Annotated in this window: 24 protein-coding genes and 14 tRNA genes; 7 read left to right on the forward strand and 31 right to left on the reverse strand. The window is 29.1% G+C overall.

The genetic code is table 11. The features are described 5' to 3' along the window. Window positions 1–17: 17 nt before the first annotated feature. The 22 genes from J4863_RS07135 to asnA form a co-directional block, all read right to left on the reverse strand. Complete coding sequence (locus J4863_RS07135) at window positions 18–1,277, reverse strand: hypothetical protein (RefSeq protein ID WP_211618089.1); 1,260 nt, start codon at window positions 1,275–1,277, stop codon at window positions 18–20. Between the two features lie 100 nt (window positions 1,278–1,377). Further along, on the reverse strand, window positions 1,378–1,923 hold the full coding sequence (locus tag J4863_RS07140; RefSeq protein ID WP_211618090.1) for a hypothetical protein: 546 nt from the start codon (window positions 1,921–1,923) through the stop codon (window positions 1,378–1,380). Between the two features lie 117 nt (window positions 1,924–2,040). Continuing rightward, on the reverse strand, window positions 2,041–2,526 hold the full coding sequence (locus tag J4863_RS07145) for a type II secretion system protein J (protein ID WP_211618091.1): 486 nt from the start codon (window positions 2,524–2,526) through the stop codon (window positions 2,041–2,043). 190 nt (window positions 2,527–2,716) lie between these two features. After that, on the reverse strand, window positions 2,717–3,139 hold the full coding sequence (locus J4863_RS07150; RefSeq protein WP_211618092.1) for a hypothetical protein: 423 nt from the start codon (window positions 3,137–3,139) through the stop codon (window positions 2,717–2,719). A 242-nt stretch (window positions 3,140–3,381) separates the two neighbouring features. Continuing rightward, the gene (locus tag J4863_RS07155; protein WP_211618093.1) at window positions 3,382–3,837 is read right to left on the reverse strand and encodes an A24 family peptidase; all 456 of its coding nucleotides are present in this window, start codon (window positions 3,835–3,837) and stop codon (window positions 3,382–3,384) included. Beyond that, window positions 3,838–4,239 (reverse strand): type II secretion system protein, encoded by a 402-nt coding sequence (locus J4863_RS07160; RefSeq protein ID WP_211618094.1) that lies wholly within the window; start codon window positions 4,237–4,239, stop codon window positions 3,838–3,840. It abuts the gene before it with no gap. A 349-nt stretch (window positions 4,240–4,588) separates the two neighbouring features. Continuing rightward, window positions 4,589–4,663, reverse strand: a tRNA-Glu gene (locus J4863_RS07165). A 12-nt stretch (window positions 4,664–4,675) separates the two neighbouring features. Next, window positions 4,676–4,752, reverse strand: a tRNA-Ile gene (locus J4863_RS07170). 4 nt (window positions 4,753–4,756) lie between these two features. Next, a tRNA-Arg gene (locus J4863_RS07175) sits at window positions 4,757–4,833 on the reverse strand. A gap of 26 nt (window positions 4,834–4,859) precedes the next feature. Next, window positions 4,860–4,935, reverse strand: a tRNA-Lys gene (locus tag J4863_RS07180). A gap of 6 nt (window positions 4,936–4,941) precedes the next feature. Further along, window positions 4,942–5,017: transfer RNA gene (locus tag J4863_RS07185), tRNA-Gly, on the reverse strand. A gap of 12 nt (window positions 5,018–5,029) precedes the next feature. Continuing rightward, window positions 5,030–5,116, reverse strand: a tRNA-Leu gene (locus J4863_RS07190). Window positions 5,117–5,134: 18 nt separating this feature from the next. Beyond that, window positions 5,135–5,210: transfer RNA gene (locus J4863_RS07195), tRNA-Phe, on the reverse strand. A 4-nt stretch (window positions 5,211–5,214) separates the two neighbouring features. Further along, a tRNA-Ser gene (locus J4863_RS07200) sits at window positions 5,215–5,301 on the reverse strand. Between the two features lie 46 nt (window positions 5,302–5,347). Further along, window positions 5,348–5,422 (reverse strand) — tRNA-Glu (locus J4863_RS07205). 12 nt (window positions 5,423–5,434) lie between these two features. After that, a tRNA-Ile gene (locus J4863_RS07210) sits at window positions 5,435–5,511 on the reverse strand. 4 nt (window positions 5,512–5,515) lie between these two features. Continuing rightward, window positions 5,516–5,592, reverse strand: a tRNA-Arg gene (locus J4863_RS07215). A 27-nt stretch (window positions 5,593–5,619) separates the two neighbouring features. After that, window positions 5,620–5,695: transfer RNA gene (locus J4863_RS07220), tRNA-Lys, on the reverse strand. Window positions 5,696–5,701: 6 nt separating this feature from the next. Continuing rightward, window positions 5,702–5,777: transfer RNA gene (locus J4863_RS07225), tRNA-Gly, on the reverse strand. Window positions 5,778–5,789: 12 nt separating this feature from the next. Continuing rightward, a tRNA-Leu gene (locus tag J4863_RS07230) sits at window positions 5,790–5,876 on the reverse strand. Between the two features lie 158 nt (window positions 5,877–6,034). Continuing rightward, entirely contained in the window at window positions 6,035–8,518 is a 2,484-nt protein-coding gene (locus J4863_RS07235) for an AMP-binding protein (protein WP_211618095.1), read from the reverse strand. A 289-nt stretch (window positions 8,519–8,807) separates the two neighbouring features. Next, entirely contained in the window at window positions 8,808–9,818 is a 1,011-nt protein-coding gene (asnA, locus tag J4863_RS07240) for an aspartate--ammonia ligase (protein ID WP_211618096.1), read from the reverse strand. Between the two features lie 160 nt (window positions 9,819–9,978). Here asnA and J4863_RS07245 point away from each other — a divergent pair, with 160 nt between their 5' ends. From J4863_RS07245 to J4863_RS07255, 3 genes are all read left to right on the forward strand, one after another. Further along, window positions 9,979–10,434: a low molecular weight protein-tyrosine-phosphatase gene (locus tag J4863_RS07245; protein WP_211618097.1), complete on the forward strand. Its 456-nt coding sequence runs from the start codon at window positions 9,979–9,981 to the stop codon at window positions 10,432–10,434. Between the two features lie 76 nt (window positions 10,435–10,510). After that, the gene (locus J4863_RS07250) at window positions 10,511–11,443 is read left to right on the forward strand and encodes a dihydroorotate oxidase (RefSeq protein WP_211618098.1); all 933 of its coding nucleotides are present in this window, start codon (window positions 10,511–10,513) and stop codon (window positions 11,441–11,443) included. 125 nt (window positions 11,444–11,568) lie between these two features. Next, a complete protein-coding gene (locus J4863_RS07255; RefSeq protein WP_211618099.1) occupies window positions 11,569–13,119 on the forward strand; it encodes a DKNYY domain-containing protein in 1,551 nt (516 codons plus the stop codon). Window positions 13,120–13,249: 130 nt separating this feature from the next. Here the strand turns inward: J4863_RS07255 and J4863_RS07260 are convergent, their stop codons facing one another. From J4863_RS07260 to J4863_RS07280, 5 genes are all read right to left on the reverse strand, one after another. Next, a complete protein-coding gene (locus J4863_RS07260) occupies window positions 13,250–14,206 on the reverse strand; it encodes a hypothetical protein (protein WP_211618100.1) in 957 nt (318 codons plus the stop codon). A 71-nt stretch (window positions 14,207–14,277) separates the two neighbouring features. Further along, complete coding sequence (locus tag J4863_RS07265; RefSeq protein WP_211618101.1) at window positions 14,278–16,419, reverse strand: DKNYY domain-containing protein; 2,142 nt, start codon at window positions 16,417–16,419, stop codon at window positions 14,278–14,280. A gap of 231 nt (window positions 16,420–16,650) precedes the next feature. Then, window positions 16,651–16,875: a hypothetical protein gene (locus J4863_RS07270; RefSeq protein WP_211618102.1), complete on the reverse strand. Its 225-nt coding sequence runs from the start codon at window positions 16,873–16,875 to the stop codon at window positions 16,651–16,653. A gap of 115 nt (window positions 16,876–16,990) precedes the next feature. After that, window positions 16,991–18,595: a phosphoenolpyruvate carboxykinase (ATP) gene (gene pckA, locus J4863_RS07275; protein ID WP_211618103.1), complete on the reverse strand. Its 1,605-nt coding sequence runs from the start codon at window positions 18,593–18,595 to the stop codon at window positions 16,991–16,993. A gap of 185 nt (window positions 18,596–18,780) precedes the next feature. Beyond that, on the reverse strand, window positions 18,781–19,539 hold the full coding sequence (locus J4863_RS07280; RefSeq protein ID WP_211618104.1) for an SDR family NAD(P)-dependent oxidoreductase: 759 nt from the start codon (window positions 19,537–19,539) through the stop codon (window positions 18,781–18,783). Window positions 19,540–19,735: 196 nt separating this feature from the next. Between J4863_RS07280 and J4863_RS07285 the strand changes: the two genes are divergently transcribed. After that, window positions 19,736–20,194 (forward strand): DUF441 domain-containing protein, encoded by a 459-nt coding sequence (locus J4863_RS07285; RefSeq protein WP_211618105.1) that lies wholly within the window; start codon window positions 19,736–19,738, stop codon window positions 20,192–20,194. Window positions 20,195–20,249: 55 nt separating this feature from the next. Here the strand turns inward: J4863_RS07285 and J4863_RS07290 are convergent, their stop codons facing one another. The 4 genes from J4863_RS07290 to J4863_RS07305 form a co-directional block, all read right to left on the reverse strand. Continuing rightward, the gene (locus J4863_RS07290) at window positions 20,250–20,879 is read right to left on the reverse strand and encodes a hypothetical protein (protein WP_211618106.1); all 630 of its coding nucleotides are present in this window, start codon (window positions 20,877–20,879) and stop codon (window positions 20,250–20,252) included. A gap of 25 nt (window positions 20,880–20,904) precedes the next feature. Further along, complete coding sequence (locus tag J4863_RS07295; RefSeq protein WP_211618107.1) at window positions 20,905–21,789, reverse strand: DMT family transporter; 885 nt, start codon at window positions 21,787–21,789, stop codon at window positions 20,905–20,907. Between the two features lie 87 nt (window positions 21,790–21,876). Continuing rightward, complete coding sequence (gene recG, locus J4863_RS07300; protein ID WP_211618108.1) at window positions 21,877–23,916, reverse strand: ATP-dependent DNA helicase RecG; 2,040 nt, start codon at window positions 23,914–23,916, stop codon at window positions 21,877–21,879. 112 nt (window positions 23,917–24,028) lie between these two features. Then, entirely contained in the window at window positions 24,029–25,612 is a 1,584-nt protein-coding gene (locus J4863_RS07305; RefSeq protein WP_211618109.1) for a ClC family H(+)/Cl(-) exchange transporter, read from the reverse strand. A gap of 335 nt (window positions 25,613–25,947) precedes the next feature. On the opposite strand from J4863_RS07305, the gene J4863_RS09495 reads away from it, so the two are divergent. The 3 genes from J4863_RS09495 to J4863_RS07315 all read left to right on the forward strand — a co-directional run bounded on the left by J4863_RS09495 (window position 25,948) and on the right by J4863_RS07315 (window position 26,774). Then, on the forward strand, window positions 25,948–26,079 hold the full coding sequence (locus J4863_RS09495) for a hypothetical protein (protein WP_256438995.1): 132 nt from the start codon (window positions 25,948–25,950) through the stop codon (window positions 26,077–26,079). Window positions 26,080–26,082: 3 nt separating this feature from the next. Further along, window positions 26,083–26,289, forward strand: a complete 207-nt coding sequence (locus tag J4863_RS07310; RefSeq protein ID WP_211618110.1) for a hypothetical protein — start codon at window positions 26,083–26,085, stop codon at window positions 26,287–26,289. 185 nt (window positions 26,290–26,474) lie between these two features. After that, the gene (locus J4863_RS07315; RefSeq protein ID WP_211618111.1) at window positions 26,475–26,774 is read left to right on the forward strand and encodes a hypothetical protein; all 300 of its coding nucleotides are present in this window, start codon (window positions 26,475–26,477) and stop codon (window positions 26,772–26,774) included. Window positions 26,775–26,779: the final 5 nt, after the last annotated feature.

Below are 26,779 nucleotides of genomic sequence, written 5' to 3' on the forward strand. Positions count from 1 at the left end.
ACTTAATTCCACATCTTCTAATTATCATTTTTCTTATCTATCATCGTATATTCGAACACAATTTCCTCATCATTATCCTTCAAATACCCCAATTCTGTACTCGAATATTTCCTCTCCAAATTATTCTCAAATTTCTCAAAATTTTCAAATTTATTAACCGTTCCCTGAACAATCCATTTGTTATCGCTATAATTAATTTTCGTATAATCCACGCCATTCCTACTATTTTCAATCAAAAATTTTATAAAACTGTAATACTCTTTTCTTGTAATATTAGAATCTACCTCTTCCAATAGAGATAATTCTTTTGAATAATCAGGCAATTTCTCATTTTTCTTACTCAAATATTCCTTCTCCAACTTTTTCGTTTCATTCTTCAATCGCTCATTCTTAGCTTTTTCCCTTTCCAACGGTATCAAATTTTGCAAAAAAATATACCCCGCTCCTATCAGTAAAATTACAGCTACATCTTTAACTTCAAATTTCTTTAAATTTTTATCATCAAAAAACTTCTCTTTTTTCAGAAAATTAGGCTCCTCATACAATTCTGTCCCTAAAAATATCTCTTTTAAATTATCCTCACTCAAACCAACTGTTTTCATGTCACTAAAATCATACTCTTCTAAATTCTCTAAATCATCAATTTTTAAATCGATCTCTTCAAACTCACTAATTTTCGAGTCTTCAATCACAAACCTTAAACTTTTTCTCTCTCCAATCGTTAAAATCTCAGTATCTTCATTTTTATTATAATTATAAATTGAAGCTACATCCACTTTTATATCCAGTAATTTCTTTTTTTCCTGCTTAAATACATTTTTAAATTCCTCGATTTTCTTCTTCTCAATACCAAAAGTTACATACTTGTCCTCAATGTGATTCAGAAAAAATTTTTTCTTCAAATATTTCATTTCTTTCATTTTCCAAAGAATTTTTTCCTTTAAAATTTCCCATCTAAAATTTTCCTTAAAACTAATTTTCACCAATTTCTGAGTTCCATTTTTTTCAATATTTCCTTCAACATTTTCTTCAATTTCATCATCAAAATTTTCTATATTTTTAATATTATTATCTCTATAATCCGTTTCCATTCCTTCTATTTTAAAATACGAAAAATGCAAAATCAAAGAAATTTCCACTTCTTCACTCAAACTATATTCATCTAAACTCTCCAAAACCGAACTCAAATCTTGATTTTCATAAAAATAAATTTTCTCTTCTATAAATAAATATATCTTTTCCTCACTTCTAATATATATTTTAATTTGTTCCCTCACATTCTCTCCCCATTTATAACTTTTACATCAAAACTACTACAAAAAATCTCCAAAACCTAACTATCTTCACTCAACTAATTTCTAAAAAATAAAATATTTTCTATAAAAATTTACTCTCTATTCTTATTATCTCAATTTCTTTCAAACTCTTTCGCCTAAAAGAAATTTTCTCCTCATACTCAATTTCCTCGCCCAAAACTTTTCTTGAATAAATAATTTTTAAATTTCTGTAAACCTCGTTTTCCTTCAATGGAATCACGTATTTATTCCCATCTTCATCCATCACTTCTTTGATTCTATATCCTCCAACACTTTCAAAACCAGAACTCAAATAAATCAACTTCTTTATCTCTATTTTACCTAAATTATCAATTCCTATATTTGAATCAAAATACTTTTCTCTAGTTTCCAAATTTACATTTTCATTATTAAAATAAATCCCTTTTTTCAGAATTCTCTCTAAATTTTCCTCTTCCTTTTGAATCAAAAAACTTTTAGAAACTTTTCTCTCACTCTTCACCAACGAATTTATCTTAACCTTTTCCCTTACAAAATACATAAAATTAAAAGAAAATACTGTTATTATTGACAACACAATCAACACATAAATTAAACTTACTCCCCTATTTTTCTCAGACTCTTTCATTTTCCTACCTTCTCAAATAACTATAATTTTCTATCAAAACCAAAATCTCTAAATTCTCTAAATATCAAAATTCCAAAATTTCTATTCTATAAAACTTTAATAAAAATTTCAAAAAAATCAAACACTCAAAATTATAATCTCACTTTTCCCCAAATATTTACTCTTTATAGCTAAAATACCACCAATCTTCTCAAAATTTATATCTTCGTACTCACCAATCAAAGATCTATTACCGAAATTAGGAAATCCACTTACCTCAGAAATATACAATTTTTTATTAACAATCTCCAACTTATAAAATATTCTATTCTTCCAATAAATTATTTGATTACCTCTAACAAATAAATTTGTTTTCTCACCACTATAATCGAATTCCTCCAAATCTCTATCTTCGAGCTCTACCTTCACTTTCTCCAATGCAAAATAAATATTCTCATCCATTTTCTGACTATTCTTTTTCACATTCTCAATTATAGCAACTCTCTTTAAAAATACCGCAATAACCGACACTAAAACAGAAAATATCAACATACTAATCAAAACTTCCACCAACAAATATCCCTTTTGTTTTATCACATTTTTTATATCTCTGCTTTTTCCCATTCTCTCGCAACTCACTCTACTTTTCCCCTTTTTATCCCCATCTTCTTCAGCCCTTTATCTCACAACTTCTTTATTCTTTATTTATTTCTCATACTTCTTATAAATTTTTTCATCCTACTCTAACTCAATATTCCTTTTTCTCAATTTTACCACTCTCTAAATAAAACAATCTCTCACTCTTTCATCTACATTACGAAATTTTTGGAAAATAATACCTCTTTATCCCGTCAACCTCAATCTCAAAAATATATTCCTTCTCATTATTTTCATTAACATAATAATATTCCGTCGAAGATATCTTCACTTTTTTATTCTTTTCAAATAAATCATTTCCTAAAATTCTATATTTATCATCAATCATAAATCTACTATAAAATTCCTGCATCCCTTTGATATCATACTGTCCTTGAAAATTAAATATTCTCAAATAATCAACACCTCTCAATAATTCCAACATATTTTCACTTTGCAAGTTACTCTTTTTTTCATCATCTGATTTCACATTCACTCTAAATGTCTTCAAAAAAATATTCGCTATTGGAAACAAAACACTTACAATAAAAAACATCGAAAGCAAACTCTCTATAAGCATTTCTCCACTATTCTTTCCCAAACTTCTTCCCCCTCAATAATAACCAGTCTATTCAAATCAATAATAATCAACCTATTCAAATATTTTTAAATAATTAATATATTCTTTATTATCTTTTTTACAATTTTAAAACAATTTTTCTAGAATTTTCAAATAATTTTTTAAAAACTAGCATCTTTTATTTACAAAAATATTTTTCACTATTTGATTTTTTCTACTATCTCTTAAAACTATCATCTATTCCCCATTTTTTTACTTATCCATCACATAAAAAACTTTTCAAATAACAAATAATTCAAAATAATATACGGAGCAAATGGCACATACTCTCCTCTTTTCCCTCTCATCCTCCAATAAACCAACACCAAAACCACAATAGCTGCCGACAAAAAATATAAATTCTGATAAAAAAATAACACTTGTCTAAAATCTCTATACTTCAACAACCCACCTATGACAATCATTAATTTTACATCTCCAAATCCAATCAATTCCTTTTTAAAATAGTCCTCAACTATATATAAAATCAATAACGGCATCGAAAACGCACACCATCCCAAATACACCTTTTCAAAATTATTTCTCTCAATACCAAGCAAAATCCCAATAACTAATAAGATTACTAAATCTCTATCCTTAATAATTTTCTCTCTAAAATCTATAAAACATATCCTTACTAAAACAACATATTTTATCAATCCTAAACAAAACCCTAACATCTATTTTCTTATCTCTTCTCCAGGAAAAGCCTTACTACTACTATTAATCTTCGCATAAACCTCCCCTTTATCATAAATAACAACTCCTTCAATATTTCCTATCTTAAAATTACCATTATTTTGTAGTCCAATTCCTAATCTATTCAAATTATCATATTCTTTCAAAACATCTTGCAAATTTTTAGGTAAATCACCACCATTATCAACACTCCAAGAAGTCGAACTATTATTCAAATCTGCAACCGCGCCAACAACCTTACTTCTATTAGCCTTATTCAAATATTTCCCAACTTGCGGTATCGCAATCGCCGAAATTATAGTAATAATCGCAACTACTAAAATAACTTCAATCAAAGTAAATCCCTTGTTCTTTCTTTTAATTCCTTTTTTCAAATAACCCATTCCCTTTCACCTCTTTTTAATTTATTTTTAATATTTATACTATATTTTTTTAAAAATGTCAAATATTTTTTTTATTTTTCTATATTTTGAAAATAAAAAAATAAATTTTTCCCAGTAATAATCACACTTTTGAATATTTCCTATAATTTAAAGAAATTTTTATATACGAATGAAAAATGAGAAAAGTAAGAAAAGATCTATTAAGTGAGTTTAATAAAAAATAAATTTTTTCTCTGTAAACAAAAAAAAGAAGATATTATATCTTCTTCCATTGTCTTTATCTTAACTTTTTATTTATTTACTTTCATAGTTTTTAATAAAATTATTAATTTAAATTCTGAATTTTAAATGGTACGGCCTAGGGGGATCGAACCCCTGTTGCCAGGATGAAAACCTGGAGTCCTAACCACTAGACGAAGGCCGCAGAACTCTTTCTTGGTGGATCCAGCTGGACTTGAACCAGCGACCGCTCGGTTATGAGCCGAGTGCTCTAACCAGCTGAGCTATGGATCCTTAATGGCGTACCTGAAGAGATTCGAACTCCTGGCCCACGGCTTAGAAGGCCGTTGCTCTATCCAACTGAGCTACAGGTACACATCATTATTTTTTCTTTATTAAAATGGTGAGCCATACTGGGATCGAACCAGTGACACCTTGATTAAAAGTCAAGTGCTCTACCGACTGAGCTAATGGCTCTCAATTTGGAGCGGGAGACGAGGGTCGAACTCGCGACATTCAGCTTGGAAGGCTGACGCTCTACCAACTGAGCTACTCCCGCATATCTTTTTTGTGGTGCCTCGGGCCGGACTTGAACCGGCACGGAATTGCTTCCACAGGATTTTAAGTCCTGTGCGTCTACCGATTTCGCCACCAAGGCATATTAATACTTTTTAAATGGTGCCCAGACGCGGAATCGAACCACGGACACAGGGATTTTCAGTCCCTTGCTCTACCGACTGAGCTATCTGGGCAAAATGGCGGGTGAACTGGGATTCGAACCCAGACATCTTGCGATTTCGCCGGTTTTCAAGACCGGTCCCTTAGCCGTTCGGACATCCACCCATACTAAAAGCAAATAATTATTATTAATTTAAATTCTAAATTTTAATGGTACGGCCTAGGGGGATCGAACCCCTGTTGCCAGGATGAAAACCTGGAGTCCTAACCACTAGACGAAGGCCGCAAAACTCTTTCTTGGTGGATCCAGCTGGACTTGAACCAGCGACCGCTCGGTTATGAGCCGAGTGCTCTAACCAGCTGAGCTATGGATCCTTAATGGCGTACCTGAAGAGATTCGAACTCCTGGCCCACGGCTTAGAAGGCCGTTGCTCTATCCAACTGAGCTACAGGTACACATCATTATTTTTTTCTTTATTAAAATGGTGAGCCATACTGGGATCGAACCAGTGACACCTTGATTAAAAGTCAAGTGCTCTACCGACTGAGCTAATGGCTCTCAATTTGGAGCGGGAGACGAGGGTCGAACTCGCGACATTCAGCTTGGAAGGCTGACGCTCTACCAACTGAGCTACTCCCGCATATCTTTTTTGTGGTGCCTCGGGCCGGACTTGAACCGGCACGGAATTGCTTCCACAGGATTTTAAGTCCTGTGCGTCTACCGATTTCGCCACCAAGGCATAATTGTTACCTCTCTTATGTTTTTCACAACTACTCAATTAGTATATCATAGCCTTTTATTTTTGTCAACACTTTTTTTATTTTTTTTATTTATTTTTTTCAATCCCCTTTAATTCATTAGTTTTTTAGAATCAAAGGGGATCAAATTATGTGCTTTTTATTCGCTTTCAACATATTTTGTTATTATTTCTTTTGCTTTTTCAGCTATTTCTTCATATGAACCTTCTGGTTTGATTATATCTAGGACTGCTACTTTTATTTTTTTAGGTTTAGGAAATTTCATATATCTTGAATATGCTTCAAATCCTCCTTTTATTCCTAAACATTGTACATCTATCCCTAATTCTTTAGAAATAATTGCGAATACTTTTTTAAATTCAGCAACTTTTCCATCTTTTGTTCTTGCACCTTCTGGGAAAATTAACACATTTTTTCCACTTTTTAAATATCCTACAATTTCCTCTACACTTTTTCTGATGTTTTTATTTATATCAATCAAAATTACATTTCCATTACTTACTAATAATTTTAGAGGAAATTTTTTGAAATACCAGTCTATTGCTAAAAATATTGTGTTATAAAGGATTGATTTTGGTAGCAAACTTCCTAAAATTAATGGATCAATGAAACTTTGGTGGTTTGAAACATAAATTTTTGGTTTAGGATCTAATTTTTCTCTTCCATTTCTTTGGATTCTAAAATATACTTTTATTATTACATCTAAAAATACTTTTAAAAATTTTGTAATCCAACGATTTTTGTCATCTTTTATGGGTTTGGCTTCTTCGATTATTTGTTTCCAATTTATTTCATTATTTTCAATTTTCACTGCTTTTTCATTAATATATTCTGATAAAAGTTTTAAATTAGGCATTTCAGCGAATTTTTCTTCATCTAATTGCAATCCAAAATTATTTTCGATATAGGCAAAAAATTCAACTATATCTAGTGAATCCATACCAATTTCTAATTCTAGATTTTCTTCTGGTTGAGGTTCAATTCCTTTCGCTTTTTTCACATATTCTTTTAAAATTTTATATACTTCATTGTCTGGTTCTGTTACTTTTGCTTTTTTTACAACATTTTGTTCGTATAAATTTGGAAGCATGAATCTTCGTAATTTACCGACTCTTGTTTTTGGTAATTCTTCTTCAAAAACTTTATAATCTAACACTTTTTCATAATTGTGAGCAGATAAATTATAATCTTCAACTATATTTTTTATATAAGTTTTTACGTTATTGATATTTCTTTTTCTACATTCTAATAAATCAGGAATTATTATGGCTGCTAACTTATTTTGATGATTGAAAATTCCTGCTTCTTTTATTAATTTATCACTTTTAGCTATTAATCTGTTTTCAAGAGTTTCAGGATCAATATTTTTCCCATTTGATAGGACAATCATACTATTTCTTCTTCCAATTATAGTGATGTAGCCTTCTTCGTCTATTTTTGCTAAATCTCCTGTTTTGAACCAACCGTCTTCTGTCATTACTTCTGCTGTTTTTTCTGGCTTGTTGTAATATCCTTTCATAACGATAGGGCCTTTTACCCAAAGTTCTTCATTCTCAATTTTTACATCAACATTGTATAATTTTTTTCCAATTGTTCCGATTTTTCTTTCATTTTTTGAATTTACAGCAATAACTGGCGAAGTTTCTGTTAATCCGTATCCTTCCAACGAATAGATTCCTAAAGTTTCATAAAATCTAGCAATTTCTGGATCTAATTTGGCTCCACCTGCAACGATGAAATCTAAATGTCCTCCAAATTTTTTATGAACTTTTGAAAATACTTTTCTTTTTAGAGGAATAGATTTACTTTTACTCATTATTTTGAAAATTGCTCTTGTTATAAATTTTGCATCTATTTGTTGTTTTATTCCATCATAAAATAGTTTGAATACTCTTGGAACTCCTATTAATGCAGTTACTCTATTTTTTTCTAATGCTTCAAAAATCTCTTTACTTGCGATTTTTCTTACAAAAACTATTGAAGTTTGGTATCTTAACATTAAAAGAACCGTTGCTGTTAGTGGCAAAACATGATGAAACGGCAATAATGCTAAAATCTGATCTCTATGATCAAAAATTCCTTTTTCATAAATTCCTTCCATTTCAGTCATTAAATTATTGTAAGTTAACATAACTCCTTTTGGTGACCCTGTTGTTCCTGATGTATAAAGCATTGCTGCTATTTGATTTCCTTCTGGATTTCTTAACTCAAATTGAGAATTTACAATTTTTTTCATTTTTTCATTATCAATTTTAAAATTATCTACATTCAAAACTTTTATATTATCTTTAAAATTATAATTTGAAATTGCTTCTAAAATATTTTTTTCTGTTTCGTTTGAACACATAATTATATCTGGATTTGAATCTTCCAATACATACAAAATTTCTTTTGGAGAACTTTGTGCATCAATTGCAATAGCAGCTGAATTCTTATCCCAAATTGTAAAGAAACTGTAAATCCACTCTGGTCTATTTTCCATTATAATTAATCCAAATTTATTTTCTCCTAAATTTATAAAATTATCTGAGTAATATTTAATGTTGTTTACTAAATCGATATAGTTAATGTGATTATTTTCAAAATCAACTAATGCTAATCTCTCGGTTTTTTCTAAAAACATAATTTTCCTCCTAATATTTTTTCAAATTTTATTTTGAAATCTTTCTTCTCTTTTCTAATTTTTAATGCTTTTTACCATAATTTTTTTGTAAAATTCGGCTATTTGCTTTCAATGTAGTATAACATAATTTTAATAATTTTTATATCTATTTATTATTTTCAATTTTTCTGTTATACAAAAAAGAGAACTTATAAAATTAAATTTTATAAATTCTCTCTCTTTTTAATATTTTATAAAAAATGAAAAACTTTTTTTGATCTTTCAAAAATTTCATAAATTATTTTCGATTCTATAATAAATTTATTCCGTTTTCTTCGCAAGTTTTTACAATATCGTCTGACCAAATTGAAGCTTGAACTTCTCCAATATGAGCTTTTTGTAATAAGAACATACAAATTCTTGATTGTCCGATTCCTCCACCAATTGTTAACGGTAATTCTTCATTTAACAATAACTTATGGAAGTCTAAATTTTCTCTTTCTTCTAATCCCAATTCTTTTAATTGTTTTCTTAATGAATCTTTGTCTACTCTGATTCCCATTGAAGATAATTCCAATGATCTGTCTAACACTGGATTCCACATGATTAAATCTCCATTTAATTCCCAATCATCATAATCTGGTGCTCTTCCGTCATGTCTTTGTCCTGAAGCTAAAACTTTTCCTATTTGCATAATGAAAATAGCTCCTTTTTCTTTTGCATAAACATTTTCTCTTTCTTCTGGAGTTAATTCAGGATATAAATCTTCTAATTCTTGAGATGTTACAAATGTTACTTCTTCTGGTAAGAATTTTTCTGCTTTTTCATATTTTTCAGCTAACATATTTTGAGTTTTTTTGAATACGCTGAAAATTTTTCTTACAGTTTCTTTTAATGTTTCAACATTTCTAGTTTCTTTTGTTAAAACTTTTTCCCAATCCCATTGGTCAACGTAAATTGAATGTGTGTTATCTAAATCTTCGTCTCTTCTTATTGCATTCATATCAGCATAAATACCTTTTCCAGCTTCTACTCCATATCTTTTCAATGCCAATCTTTTCCATTTTGCTAATGAATGAACGATTTCAATTGTTTCTCCTGGAATTTCTTTCATTTCAAAGGCAACTGGTCTTTCCACACCATTTAAGTTATCATTTAACCCTGTAGCTCTTTTTACGAATAACGGTGCTGAAATTCTTGTTAAACTTAATGTATTTGCTAATTCTCTTTCAAAAAAATCTTTTGTCAATTTAATTGCAATTTCTGTTTCCATAATATCCCATTTTGGATCATAATTTTTTGGTACAATTGTTTTTGCCATTTTCTTCTCCTCGTTTTACAAATTTTCATATTTTCAATAATCGTATAATAACACACATAAAAAAATCTGTCAAATTTTTGAATTTTTATTTTTCAACTAGATATTTTACTTGCTTTTTAGTATAATATTTATAGAATTTAATATTAACGAAGGAGAATTTATGAAAAAAGTACTGTTTGTTTGTCTGGGAAATATTTGTCGATCACCAATGGCTGAGGCTGTTTTTAGAAAAATGGTTGAAGATGAAAATTTATCAGATAAAATTTTTATTGATTCAGCTGCGACAAGTTCTTGGGAGCATGGAAATCCTGTTCATCACGGAACAAGAAAACGTTTGGCAAAAGAAGGAATTACTGTGAATGGAATGTTTTCACGTATTTTAAACGATAATGATTTAACTTTTGATTACATTATTGGAATGGATGAGAGCAATATTTCTAATATTAAGAAATTTCTAAATAATCGATTTAATGGCGAAGTGAAAATGCTTCTTGAATATGCTGGAGAAAAACGTGAAATTGCAGACCCTTATTATACTGGAGATTTTGAGACCACATATAATGATGTTTACAAAGGTTGTAAAGCATTGCTAGAAACTATAAAAAAAGAGATTTAATAAAAATTTTTGAATATTTATGATATAATATAAAAAAGATATATTATTGATTTTATAAAAATTAGGAGGAGAAAAAATGGCATCAACTAAAACTCATATTGGAAAATTTAATTTTGAAAACTGTTTTATGAATGCGGCTGGAGTTTACTGCTTTGATAGAGAGGAATTAGAGAAAATTTTAAATTCTGAAGCTGGAACTTTTGTTACGAAAACTGCTACACTAAGTCCTAGAGATGGAAATCCTACACCTCGTTACCAAGATGTACCTTTAGGAAGCATTAATTCAATGGGATTACCAAATTTAGGATTTGATTACTATTTGGAATATTTGTTGGAATTGCAAAAAACTCATCCAGATCGTACATTCTTCTTTTCACTAGTTGGAATGTCGCCTGAAGATACTCATACTTTATTGAAAAGAGTGCAAGAAAGCGAATTTAACGGACTTGTTGAATTAAATTTATCTTGTCCAAATGTCCCTGGAAAACCACAAATTGCCTACGATTTGGAAACTACAGAAAAATTATTGACAGAAATTTTTTCTTATTTCAAAAAACCTTTAGGTATAAAATTGCCACCTTACTTTGATATGGTTCATTTTGATCAAGCAGCAGCTGTATTTAACAAATTTCCATTAACTTTTATTAATTGCGTTAATAGTATTGGAAATGGACTTATTTTAGATGATGAAACTGTTCTTATTAAGCCTAAAAATGGGTTTGGAGGAATTGGAGGAGAATATGTTAAACCCACTGCTCTTGCAAATGTTCACGCATTTTATAAAAGATTAAATCCTTCTATTCAAATAATTGGAACTGGTGGAGTTCTTACTGGAAGAGATGCCTTTGAACACATTTTATGTGGTGCTAGTATGGTTCAAATCGGAACTACTTTGCATAAGGAAGGTCCTGAAGCATTTAAGAGAATTACTGAAGAATTAAAAGCTATTATGGATGAAAAAGGGTATAAAACTATTGAAGACTTTAGAGGAAAACTTAAATATTTGTAAGAATTTGAATTTTTTGTAAATTTTATAAAAAAATGAAACTGTACCAAATATTATATTTAATAATCAATTTCACGATTTGAATATAATTAAAAATTGGAATAAAGAACTGGAAAAAAGAATAAAGGGTGATTAGTCTGAAAAAAAATATTTTTATTTTAATATTAGTTATTAGTAGTTTTATTTTCTCTAAAGATTTAGGCTACATTATTAAAGATGATACCATAGTTTATAGAGAAGAAATTGAAGGTACTAAAAAAGAATACGAATTACCATTCATTAATAAAGAAAGTTTTGAAATAATTGATGATATTTATGCTAAAAATAATATAAGTGCTTTTTATAAAGGAAAGAGGATAGACTTTTCTGATCCAAAGACATTTACGGTGTTATCACAAAATATAGCTAAAGATAAATATAGAATTTTTTATAATGGTGAGATTTTAAGTAATAATTTGAACACAAATGATATAGAAGTAGTCAATAAATATTATATAAAAGATAAATACTATTATTATGGAATTAATGAATATAAAAGTAAAGATTATTCAGTTTATGGAAAAAATTTTACTAATAAAAATTTAGCAAAAATAACAAATAGAATAAAGATAACTCCAGATATGAAAATACAGGATGAATATTTAATTTCAAAAGAAAATATCTATTATTTAGGTAAAAAAATAGACAATATTGATTTGAATACTTTTCAAAATTTAAAGTATGGAATATCAAAAGATAAAAATAATATTTACTTTAATGGAATTAATATAAAATTTTTAAATGGAATTGAACTAAAAGATAAAGATTTAAAAAGTATTGGCGAAAACTATTTTAGAAATAAAAATAATATTTATATCGTTACTGACTCTGATATAGATAATGAATTTTGGATTTATAGACTTAATTTAAGTTCTGATTTGTTAGATTTCAAGGTAATTTCAAAGGATTATTTTATAAATAATGGAATAGGTTATTATAAAACTGATCAAATTGGAAAAATCGATGAGAAAACTTTTAAAATAATCAGAGATAAGTATTCAAAAGATAAAAATAATATCTATTTTGAAAATAAAATTATAAAAAATGTTGATAAAAATACATTTGAAATTTTAGGCTATGATTATTCAAGAGACAGAAATAATGTTTACTATCGTGATAAAATTTATTTAAATTTTATTCCTAAAGAAATTCAAGTAATTGATAAAATATTTTTAGTTACAGACAATAAAGTATATTTTAAATCTGACAAGAAGTCAGAAATAGAAAAAGATTTTTTTAAAATAATAGATGATAATTTTATTGCAATAAATGATAAAATATATTATTTTATATTTGATGGTGGACTTCACAGTTTTAGAGTAGAAAACTCAAAAAAATTTAGAAATATAGGTTTTAATTTTTATTCTGATGATAGTAATATTTATTATTATGATAAAAAAATTAAAAAAATAGATAAAAATTCAATTGGAATAATTAATAAAAATTATATTAGTGATAAGAATAATATTTTTTATAAAGATAAAATATTAGAAAATATTGATAGGAGTACATTCAAAATTATGGATGAAGTTAATTCAAGGGATATAAATGGAAATTACATTGATAGATGTTATAATATTTTTAATGAATATTGCAATGAAGAATATATCCCTGAAATTATACATAAAATGAAAAAATAATCGGAAACATCAGAAAGGTGGAAGTTATATCGAAGAAAAAAGGGCTGTCTCAAAACTTTAATCATTTTAAGACAGTCCCTTTTATTTAACTTTTTTTAGTAATTTTCTTATTACAATCTAAAAATCAATTTTATTGTTTATAAGTGTTACATCTATTCAACCAACCTTGCAACCACTTTTTCTCATTTCTAGCAGGATCTGAATTTTTAACTCTTCTCTCCAACACAAATTTTGCTGAATTACTGAATTCTACTAAAGCTGCTTTTCCAGTTTCAGTACCTTTCATATTTTCCAAGACTTGCAATAATCCCCATCCTTCTCCTTTGTAATTTTCAGTTGCTGTTGTTCCTTCTCCTTTAAAATTCACATAATCAATTAATGGATAAAGTCCATTTGGTGAATTGGCAACTCTATAAAATTGTTTTTTCACATTTTCTTTATCTTTCGCAACGGCTAACATTTTATTAAGTGAATCTTCCAATCTCTCGAAAATAAACTCAATTTGAACATCTTTTGTATTATAAAGAAAATTGATCAATTCTTGAATATCTGCGTTTTTCTGTGCTTTTAAAGCATCAAATTCTTTTTTATTTTTCCAAGGTGCATACTGATTATTTTCCAAAATTTTTGGCAATTTTATATTTTTTGATTTATAAAATTGTACTAATGGTGGAAAACTTTCTTCAAATGCTCCCTTTTCGCCTTTTTTATACCAAATAAAGTGCCCAATTCCTAGTGATGGAAAATTTTCTCCAGAATTCCATGAAACTAAATTATTTTTCACTCCACCAGCTTCATTTTTAAAAATTTTCTCAGCAACAACACTTAATTCCTCTTTTGAAATAGATAAATTTGCTTTATTTTCTTGATTTATTGTTGGTTGTACTGGTATTTCTGTATTTTTTTGAGATTTCTCTTTTTTAGTATTTTTTTTATTTTCTTTTGTAGTTCCATTGTTTGTTGTCTCTTGCGAAACTGTTTTTGGTTTTCTTTTAAAAATTCCTGCTTCCAACGAATTACTCGAACAAGCAAACACTATAATACTCGCCAATCCTAAAGTTAAAATTTTATTTCCTTTTCTTTTCATATTTTTCAAGATTTTATAAAATTAATTTACAAAATCTAACTCCTTTCTTTTTTCTCCTTTTTATGAAAAACCTATTCATTACCTGATTCGTCACTTATCTCACAATAATTATTGTAAATATTATTTTTATCTCTAGCCAACGGCTCTCCTGTATCTTGATCAGTAACTATATCAAAAGTTTGACTGTCTGCTCGTTTCAAGACTTTATTTGTACAATACACATTGTTTCTATCTTTTGCATAATACTCATTTAATGCTACGAAAGTATTTCTGTTTGCCTTGTTAACTTTTAACAATTCTTCTGTATTTGAAAAATCATAATAATAAATATTGTTTTTATCTTTTCCATAGTATTCATTATACATTGCAAATGACGGTGCATCCACATTATTGAAAACTTTTATCTTGTATTTTGTATCATTGTTTCCTTCATATTGTAAAGAAAATAAATATACATTGTCATCATCTTTTATAAAATTCCCTTGTGGTGTACTTTTTACAATTTTGAATCCTTCTGGATGTACAGATTCAATTTTTTCACCATAATAATACACATCGTTTGCATCTTTTGAATATCCTTCAGTCAAAACAGCAAATGTTCCTGTATCTGCCAATGGAATTTTCATAAATTTATCTTTTCTTGACAAATCATAATAATATACGTTGTTTTTATCTTTAAAGTACCAATCATCTAGTACTTCAAATGAATCAGGATCTATCGTAGGAATTGCTTCCAATTTTTGCCAAGTTGTATCAATTGGATCATTTATTGTAAATAAATATACACTATTTTTATCTCGTAAGAAATACATTGAATAATTTTCTAATAAAATATCAAATTTTTTCGAACTAATTCCTTTCAATTTACTATTTTTAAAATAAACATCTTTTTTATCTTTTGAAAAATAATTATCAAATATTTTAAATGATTTCGCATCTGCACCTTTCATTTTAGAAATTTTTGTCGATGCATCGTAATAATAAACATCTCCTTTGTCCCTCGTATACATGTAATAATCGGGATCAATTATACTGAAGTTTTTAGGATCTGCACCTTTTACTTCTTCAATCGTTCTATCTGGATTCAAAACATTTACAACATAAACTCTTTTTTTATCCTTCACATATGGACTTCTAAAATCTGGATCGTCGTTTCCTTTTACTGTTTCAAATGTCGCTGCGTCCACTTTATTTAATTTTAAACCAATATAATAAATTTTATTATTACTTTTTAATATATACGAATTTTTTACCTCAAAATTTTGAGGATTATATCTATCTATTACATTTAAATTATAAAAGATATTGTTATTATCTCTCGCATAAATTGTGTCTGGTATTAACTCAAATGTTTGCGGATTCGCTTTACTTACTACTTTATTTTTTTGATAAACATTATTTTTATCTTTTGAGTACTCATAATCAAGTACTTCAAATGTTTTAGAATCTGCATTTGGAATTTTCACTCCATTATAGTAGACACCATTTTTATCTTTACTGTAAAAAGGATAATCATTAATTGCCTCAAATGTTAACAAATCCGCACCTTTTATAGCTTTATTACCATAATAAACATTTTTACCATCTGTAGCATAAGAATCACTCAATGCATTAAATGCCTTTGGATTTGCATCTTGTATAGGTTCCGACAAATAGTAAACATTATTTATATCTTTTGAGTATCCTTTATTTAAAATTTTAAATGTTGTCGGATTAGAATTTTCCAACACTATTCCTTCATAATAAACTTTTTTATTATCTTTTGAATATCCATTTTTCAATACTTCAAATGATGCTAGATTTACTCCTTGTAATTCTCTTATTTCCAAATCAGTGAAAGCATACATTTTTTCGTTGCTTTGAACATATACAACTCCATCATCCTCGTCATTATAGATTTTAAGGTCTGCCGCACTCAAATCAGGAAAAACTTCATCTTTATAATATACATTATTTTTATCCTTCGATAATTGATTCGCTAAAACTTCAAATGTTGGCAAATCAACTCTTTTCATTTCCAAGTTCATAAAAAATATTTTATTATCGTCTGTTACATAATTATTTCCTAAAACTTTGAAATTATTTACATCTAAATTTTTTACTACAAGATTATTATTATAATAAACTTTTCCATCCCTTGCTTTATATTCAGAAAAACCTATATTCCCAAATAAAACCATCATTCCTATTAATTTAAATATCTTTTTTTGCATACTACTGTACTCCTCTAGTTCCACACTCCAAACCTTTTAATTTTTTTATTCATTTCATTTTAAGGCTTTATTTCAACTATATTCTATTATATCACATTATTTATTTTTTATCGACATTGAAGGAATAAAATAATTGAAGATTGTATTTTCACTCTAAGATTTTTTATTACTAATAAAATGAAAAACTGCACTTGTGTTTCTTAGAATGTGCAGCTTTTCACTTTAATTAATTTATCTTTTCTTTATAAACCATTTTTTTGCTGGTTCTCTTTTTACATAAACCACTTTGTTTTTAGAATTTTTTCTTTTTATTTGATTTACTCTTCTTGTAATTCTTCTAGAATTTTCTCTCTTCACATAAACTTTTCTTGCTGGTTCTCTTTTTACATAAACTGTTCTAGAAAATCCCAAAATTGAAAATCCTAAAATTCCTAACAACACTACCAATTTTTTCATAAACTTTTCCTCCTAATATTACTATTTAATATTACACAAACTCCTAGTATAATACTTTCTATTGAATTATACCACATTTTTTTGAACGAAACAATAGTAATAAAATTGATTGTTATTATTCGATTATTCTAGGCCCTGCATTTACTATATCTTCTGAGATATTTGGATATTTACTCGCAAAATTGTCATTGAACATTTTTACTAATTTTTCAGCGTATGTGTCATATGATTCCTTGTTATTCCAAGTATTTGAAGGATTTAACATTTCTGCTGGAACATCTGGACAACCTTGCGGAACATCTACATTGAAAAATTTATTGTGAACAAATTCTTGATTTTCGATTTCTCCATTTAAAGCTGCATTTATCATAGCACGAGTATATTTCAATTTTATTCTTTCTCCAATTCCGTATGGTCCACCTGTCCATCCAGTATTTACCAAATAAACTCTTGTGTGATATTTTTCAATTTTTTCTCCTAGCATTTTTGCGTAAACTGAAGGTCGTTTTGGCATAAATGGCTCACCGAAACAAGTTGAGAATGTTGGTTGTGGTTCAGTGACTCCTCTTTCAGTTCCAGCTAATTTTGAAGTAAATCCTGTTATAAAATGATACATTGCTGCTTCTTTAGATAATCTTGAAATTGGTGGCAATACTCCAAACGCATCTGCTGTTAAGAAAATTATTACATTTGGAATGTGTCCAACTCCTGTTACTTGAGCATTTTCAATATAATCTATCGGATATCCAACTCTCGTATTTTCAGTCAAACTTCCATCAAAAAAGTCTAATTTTCTAGTTCCAGAATCCATCACAACATTTTCAACCAAACTTCCAAATCTTATCGCATTATAAATTTCAGGTTCATTATTTTTATCTAAATTTATACATTTTGCATAACATCCACCTTCAAAATTGAAAACCCCATGATCTGACCAACCGTGTTCATCATCTCCAATCAAAAGTCTTCTCGGATCAGCTGACAATGTTGTTTTCCCAGTTCCTGACAATCCAAAAAATACTGCTGTTTCTCCAGTTTCGGCATCCATATTTGCAGAACAGTGCATTGGTAATACATCTCTTTCTGGCATCAAATAATTCATTATGCAGAACACACTCTTTTTGATTTCTCCTGAATATTGAGTTCCACAAATTACTACTTTTTTAGCTTCATAGTCAATAATAATTGCTGCTTCAGAATTTACTCCATCAGTTTCAGGATTACACTTGAATCCAGGTGCTGCAATTATTGTATAATCTTCTTTCGCATAATTTACCAATTCTTCTTTTGTCGGTCTTATTAACAATTGTTGAATGAATAAATTTTGACTTGCTAATTCATTTACAATTCTAAATTTTAATCTGCAAGTTGGATCAGCCCCAGCAAAACCATCAAAAACAAAAATTTCTCTATTTTGTAAATAAGCAATAACTTTTGAATAAATAAAATCAAATTTTTCTTTGCTAATTGGCTTATTCACTTTTCCCCACGCAATCGAATCGTGAATAGCTTCTGTATCAACAATAAATTTATCCTCAGGTGAACGCCCCGTATATTTTCCTGTTGTCACTACCAATGCCCCTGTTGATGATAATGTCCCTTCTCCTCTTTCAATTGCTTTTTCAACCAAAATCGCAGGTGATAAATTACGATAAACTCTCGTCGGATTAATTATCCCCAATTTTTTTAAACCATAAGTTCTTTTTTTTACACTTTTCATATTTTTTACCTCCATGTGTTTCTTTTCTAAATCATATCTTAATTGCAAAAAGAAACAAAAAACAACGATAACGCTTATATTTTAACAATTCTTTCATATAATTATTCTTAAAATAATTTTCTTCTTACTTCCAACCTCCTTACTCTTATATTACCATGATATTTCAAAAAAACAAGTTCTCTACATTATTTTTTATGAACCATAAATCCTGTCGCTTGTTGTGTAGCCATTATTGTTACATCTGTAATTTGAACGTGCTTTGGCTGATTTGCAACGTATAACGCAATGTCTGCGATATCTTCTGGCTTTAATGCTTCAATTCCCAAATAAATTCCTTTCGCTCTCTTTCTATCCCCATGAAATCTGACTTCACTAAAATCTGTCTCAACAATTCCTGGCTGTAATGTGCTAACCTTAATATTTTTATCAATTGTGTCAATTCTAATTCCATCGCTTAAAAATCTTACTGCTGCTTTTGTCGCACAATAAACCGCTGCACCTGCATAAGCGTAAATTCCAGCAGTTGAACCCATATTAATTATGTGCCCTGTATTATTTTCCACCATATTTGGTATAATTTCACGACTTACATACAAAAGACCTTTCACATTAGTGTCTATCATTATTTCCATATCCGTAATGCTATAATCTTGAAATTTATCAAGTCCCAAAGCCAATCCCGCATTATTTACCAAAATATCAATTCTCGAAACTTTTTCCAATATTTTTTTCACAGTTTTTGCAACTTTTTCATATTTCGTTACATCCAACTCAAAAATATGTACATTTACTCCGTATTTTCTCTCAATATCAGCTTTAATTTCCTGTAATTTCTCAATTCTTCTTGCACATAAAATCAAATCATCACCATTTTTTCCAAATGTATATGCAATCGCCTTTCCAATTCCACTTGACGCTCCAGTTATAAATACATTTCTTGACATTTTGTTTCCTCCTTTTAAATTTTTCCTTCTTATTTTGTAACAATCTTTTATAATTTTAAATATTATTTTTTAAACCCTCTATAAATTTTAATTTTTCGTTTTATTTTAAAAAAATTTCTCTATTACAAGTATAACACAAAAACTATTTTTATGGTAAAATGTTTATTATCAAAAATTTGAAAGGAGAATTTTTTACATGGAAAGCTGGTTATTTTTAGCCTTAATTTTATTCGTTGGATTTATCACAAAAAATCAATCAATTGTAATTGCTACAATATTCGTTATGATTTTAAAATTTTTACCTCATACCGACAAATTAATGGCACAATTTCGTACGAAAGGGATAAATTGGGGAGTTTTAGTTATTACAATCGCTATTTTAATTCCTATCGCTACAAGTGAAATTGGCTTCAAGCACTTGATAAATGCCTTCCATTCACCAATTGGATGGGTCGCAATCGTTAGTGGAATCACTGTTTCTTTGCTTTCGGCAAGAGGTGTCAACTTACTTCACGGACAACCAGAAATTACAGTTGCTTTGGTTATTGGAACTATAATGGGAGTTGTTTTCTTTAAAGGAGTTGCTGCAGGGCCTGTTATTGCTAGTGGTATTACTTATTGTATTTTGCAGATAATAAAAATGTTCCATTCATAATGAGTGGAACATTTCTTTTTTTCTAATATTTGAAATTATTTGTTAAATCGGTCTTCTAGATTCCGATAGGAATTTTATTGTAAAAATCAGTTCCTTCTAAAGGTCGATTTCCATCATATAAAAATTCTATATTTTTCATTCTTTTCGTTTCATCTTCGCTCAATCTTCTTAAAATTGGTTGCATTTCATCGTGTCCATCAATTTTTATTAAAACATTATCAGCTTCAACGATAGAATAAGTTTGCTTCATTTTTGGATTATACAGTTTTGTACCTTTTTTTTCTAATTTTATTGGCTTAAACATTACAATATCTGAATTTCCCCAAGTTACATCTGTTGAATCGAAAGTATTGTATGTTTCACCTTTTTCCTTCATTGCATCGATTTTCTTTTGCCACGATTCCATATCCAGTTCTCCCCACTGAATATAATAATCATTTTTTTCCTTGTATATTTTAACTAAACTATTTCCGCTTACATAACTTCCTACAATTTTCTCATTCATTTTTTTATCTTTTCCGTCATCTTTTTTTTGATTTTCAGCAGCTTTTTTTGCAGCTTCCTCAATTACTTTATCAGCACCTTTTGCCACCTTTTTCCCATTATCTTTTTTTGATTTTCCACAAGAAATAACCAAAATCAAAATTATTCCCAAAGCTATAATTTTTTTGTAATTTTTTTTCATTTTTCTACCTTTCCACAATTAATTTTTAATCTTCCATTTTCGCCAATCCCAATTTTGTCTCTGAAATCAATACCGCAAACAATATTAATCCTGCACCAAAAATCACTTTTAAAGTCAACACTTCATGCAACAACAAAAATGCAAATAACGGTGCAAACAATGATTCTGTTGACATTAAAATCGAAGCTCTTGTCGATGTTGTCGCCTTTTGACAAAAAGTTTGTAGCAATGTTGGAATTGCTGTCGAAAATAATACTAGATATATTACCGATACTAATGTCATCCCGCTTAACGGAGTAAACGCTCTTACACCAGTCGTTACAAATTGAGTTATTAAAAACAATATTCCAGCAACTAACATTTGAATAAATATTAATTTCATCGGCTCTATTTTTCTAGAAAAATACCCAGTCGTAGCAATTTGTCCCGCAAAAAAGAATGCACTTATTATTGTCAAAATATCCCCTCTATTTATATCCGTCAAATTCATATTTGCATCAAAGCTAATAACTCCAACTCCTGCCAGACAAACAATTGAAGCAACAAACGAAAATATATCAGGTTTCTTTTTATGCAATATCCAAAAAATATACGGAACAATTACGACATTTATTGCTGTAAAAAATGCATTTTTACTAGCTGTTGTCATTGTCAATCCATAAGTCTGTGTCAAATATCCCATAAATTGAAAAAATCCTATCACAATCCCAGCCTTTATATCCCTTTTCACAATCTTACTAACTTTCTTTCTAAAAATCAAATACAAAGCCACAAATCCCAGCAAAAATCTTATCGAAGACAAATAAAACGGATCTATCCCTTCATTTAATCCAATTTTCACAAATACAAATCCCAATCCCCACAATATTCCAACTAAAAGTAAACCAAAGTCTGCTAAATATCTTTTCATAAAGATTTTTCCTTTCTATCCTCAAATTTTTGTAGCAAAAGCAGAATTTAAGAGTGGTGTTCGAACTCTCAAAAACTTTTAAAATTATTAATTAAAGAATTTATGATAAATATCCAATTTCAAAAACTCATTCCCGATATCTCCATTATTATTCTTCAAATATTCTATCACAAAATCTCTCACAATCTTTATTTCACGTACATTTTTCACAATATCTGTAAACAGCATATCCGAAATCCCACTCTGCCTAGTTCCTAAAATCTCTCCTGAATTTCTTAATTTCAAATCCTCTTCAGCTATTTTAAATCCATCCGTTGTACTTTCCATTGCCTCCAAACGCTTTATCGAAATCTTATTCGTAGTTTCCGATTCCAAAAAACAATATGATTGATGACTTCCACGACCAACTCTTCCTCGCAACTGATGAAGCGACGAAAGACCAAATCTTTGTGCATCACGAATTACCATAATTGAAGCATTTGGAACATTCACCCCAACTTCAATTACTGTTGTCGAAACTAAAATATCAATTTCTCCCTTTTTGAAAAGCCTCATTACCTCTTCTTTTTCCTGATACTTCTGCCTTCCATGAATCAACCCAATTTTCCAATTTGAAAAAATCGCACTATATTCCTCAAAAGTTTCCTGCGCCGATTTTATATTTCCCAACGTTTCACTTTCCTCAATCAAAGGCGAAACAACATACGCCTGTCGCCCTTTCCTCAATTTTTTCTCAATAAATTCGTACATTTTACGTTTTTCTTCCTCTGATTTTATCCATTTAGTAACAATCGGACTTCTCCCCTTCGGCAGTTCATCAATAATCGAAACATCCAAATCTCCATAAATCGTCAACGCTAAAGAACGTGGAATTGGTGTGGCACTCATTACAATCAAATTTTCCAAATTTCCCTTTTCCCTTAATAATTTTCTCTGAGTCACTCCAAAACGATGCTGCTCATCAATTACAATCAATCCCAAATTCTTAAAAATCACATTATCCTCTATCAGCGAATGAGTCCCAATCACAATATCAACCACGCCATTCTCTATTTCAAGCAACATTTTTTCCTTTTTCTTCCCTTTCAAACTCCCAGTTAACAACTCAACTCTGACATCTAAATTATTAAATTGATCCACAATTCCCAAATAATGCTGCGTTGCCAAAATTTCTGTTGGTGCCATAATCACACCTTGATATCCATTTTCAACAATATACAAAAGAATAATGAACGAAACTATTGTTTTCCCTGATCCAACATCTCCTTGAATTAGTCTATTCACAATTTTTCCATTTTTCAATTCTTTATAAATCTCAGTAATTACCCGCTTCTGAGCCCTTGTCAATTCATAATTCAAACTATCAATAAATTCTCGAACCAGCCCTTTTTTATCTTCCAACTTATAAACATTGCTATTCGCCTGATCAATCTTAAATCTATTCTGCAAAATCCCAGCTTCCAAAAGCAAAATTTCCTCCAGCATAAATCGCCTTTTCGCCCTTTCCATAACCTCTTCATTCTTCGGAAAATGAATATCCATAATCGCCCTAATCCTACTCGGCAAATTCTCTTGTTCCATCAATTCTTTTGGAATATTTTCCTCCAATAAATATGCATACTCAAACAATGCCTTTTCCACAATTTTTCTAATAGTCGGTTGTTTCAATGAAGCTGTCGATGGATAAATCGGCAACATTGCCTCGGCTATTTGCTCATCCCTTTTAAATTCAGGATTTATCATCTGAAATTTCATTGTCTTTCTAACTTTCCCATAAACCGAAACTTCATCCCCCACATGAACATAATTTTTCACAAATTTATTATTAAACCAAACAAGCTCAATCATTCCAGTTTCATCTGCTAAAATTGCCTTAAACATCGGTCTTCTAGCAGCAAACTGACTAGAAATATTTACAATCGTACCAGTTAAAATAACAAACTCATCTGCCAAAATTTTATCTATTTTCTTACTATTTCCTCTATTTTCATATGCTCTTGGAAAAAAATACAACAAATCATACAAAGTATGAACTCCTAATTTATTAAATTTTCCAAGTTGTACTTTTCCCAATCCCTGTATTTTCACATCTTTCAGATCACTATACAACAAATTATAATTTACCATTTTCCAAAAAACTCCCGTTCTTATTCTACTCATATAGTGTAACATATTCCAACCATTTTTCAAAAGAAAAAGTTGCAAAATCAATCATTTGCAACTTCTAATTTTTCCAATTTTATTTCATTTTCATTCCACGCTCTTTCAACTCATGTGAATATTTTTTCGCCGTCTCATGATCAGTCATAATCACTAATTGATCCCCACTTTTAACAACTGTTTCTCCATTTGGTATAAACTCTTTTCCACCCGAACGAATCCCAACTATCAAAACCTTTTTCGGCAATTTCAAATCCTTCACCTTTTTATTATCAAATTCTGAATCAATCCCAACATGAATCAAAATTGTAACAATTCTCGATTCCAACGGTACTTTTTCATTCGCATCCTTTTTCCCTGAAATCAATCTTTCAAGTAAAATCTCATAAATTGGCTCCATTGAAAGCAATTCTGTCAAAATATATGTTCCTGTTGAAACAATTATCAACATAAACAAATACGAAAAATTCCCAGTCATTTCCATTATTAAAACCACTCCCGTAATCGGAGCTTTTACTGATGCTGTCAAATATCCAGCCATTCCCAATAGCATAAAATGAACTACAAACTCTTGCGGAATCCCAAAATATATTACTAAAATCGTACCATATATTTTCCCAACTAACGCACCAATTACAAGCATCGGCAAAAAAATTCCTCCAGGAAATCCCGTACCATAACAAATCATCGTATACAAAAATTTTGCAACCAATACAATCGCCAATATTTTTATCGGCAATCTCGCATCAAACATTTTTTCAATTAACTCGTGTCCACCACCTGTTATATCCTTGAAAAAAATCGAAATCAAAAACGCCAACACCATAAACAACGAAATTTTCACATATTTATTAAGTTTTATCCCTTTATATTTATCCTGAAAATATATCAAATACGTATTAAAACATTTTCCACCAAGTGCTAAAATTAAGCAAAATATAGCTGTTATTACAAAAACCTTCATTTGAGAAGTTTCTGTCGGCAAATGAAAATTATACTCAAATGTAACTCCAGATCCAATTATTTTCCGTAACATCATTCCCGAACCACCACTAGCTACAAGTACACAAATTAACATCAACGGTGAAAAAAATTTATGCAATTCCTCCAAAGCAAATATTGCTCCAGCCAATGGTGCATTAAAAGCCGCTGCCAATCCAGCACTAGCCCCAGCCGTCACCAAATATTTATTCTCAACTTCCTTTCTTTTCAAAAGCCTGTCAATTCCTTCACCAATCAGAGCTCCCAAATGAATCGAAGGCCCTTCTCTTCCCATCGACATCCCAGCTCCAATTGCTAAAACTCCACCCCAAAACTTACAAAACAACTCTGGAAACCACCTAAATTTCAACTTTCTTTGTAAAAACGCACTAACCTGTGGAATCCCACTCCCCCCAATTAAAGGATTCTTACTCAACATAAACTGCACAATAACCCCAATCAAAATAAAAACCAACAACCCAATCAAAAATTTCCCAAAATTCATATTCTCATTAAAATTATTTCTAAAAATCGAAATCTTATCAAGCAATATCCGATACGTCGCAACAACAACCCCCGTCACAATCCCCGTCACAAGCGAACACAAAATCAAAATAATTCTCTCCCGTTTCGTCTTTAACAATCGTATCTCTTTCACTTCCTCTAAAATCGTTTCAGCCAAGACACTTCTCCTCCTTAAATAAATGAATATTAATCTATATTTTCATTATATCGTATGTGAAGTTAGATTTCAATTTTTTATTTAAATTTTAAAAGTAATATTATATTTAATACTTATCTTTTTATATTTCCCAAAACTATTTAAGACTATATAATTTATAGATTCCCTTATTTATAAAATAACTAACCTCTTTTAAATATCCTATTACATTTCTAAAACTATATTTTATACAAATTATCATTTTCCAACTTTAAAGATTAAACAAAGTTTTTTATAATCAAAAAAAAAAAAAAGATAAAATATTAGTGATAAAAGGTAAGAAAGGAGGTACCAAAATGGCTGTAACAAAATGGCAATGTACTAGATGTGGAAAAATAGTTACATCTCCTTCTGTACCATTAGGACGTACAGGTGGAAATTGTCCAGATACAAGTTCTGGAAATCATATTTGGGTAAAAATGGGGTAATAAATGAGTAATTATTTAAAATATGGAAAAATTTTAAATACTTATCCTTATAAATACGGTATCAAAGATTGTTCTTTGGGAAAAATTATTTTTGAATCTTTAGATTTACAAGAAATCGTAATTAAAACTAAAATATTGATTACTCATAATCCATCATATTATAATTACAAAATAATTAGTGGAAATATTGTTAAATATTTCGATCAATAATCGATTATTATGAGGTGTAAACTATGGGTGCATTAGAATTTTTGATAATTGGCATATACGGTTTTTTAAAATTTTTTTTAATTTTATTAAAACTGTTACTCTCTACCCCTTTAGGATGGATTATTTTATTCATTCTAATCTTAATTTTAATTTTTAAAAATTAAATTTAGAAAGGAGCCTCTAAAATGGGATTATTGGATATTCTTCAAAAGGGAAAAAAATATTTGGATGAAAAACAAGAAAAAATAAATGAAAAAGCTGATAAGTATAGGGAACGTAATTATTCTACAAGAAGATTGATAGAACTGTATTTGAAAGGTTCTCAAAATATTAGCATCGTTGAATTTGGTAGTGCTAAAACTGTATTGTTAGAAAGAGGGTTTTCAGAACAAGAATTAGCTGAAATAAGACACTTCTCTATAGATAATGGGATAAGTAAAACACTGTCACAATACAGAGATTTAATAAACAACTATAGTTATTAAAATGA

Source organism: Leptotrichia sp. oral taxon 221, from assembly GCF_018128245.1.
Taxonomy (GTDB): Bacteria; Fusobacteriota; Fusobacteriia; order Fusobacteriales; family Leptotrichiaceae; genus JABCPH02.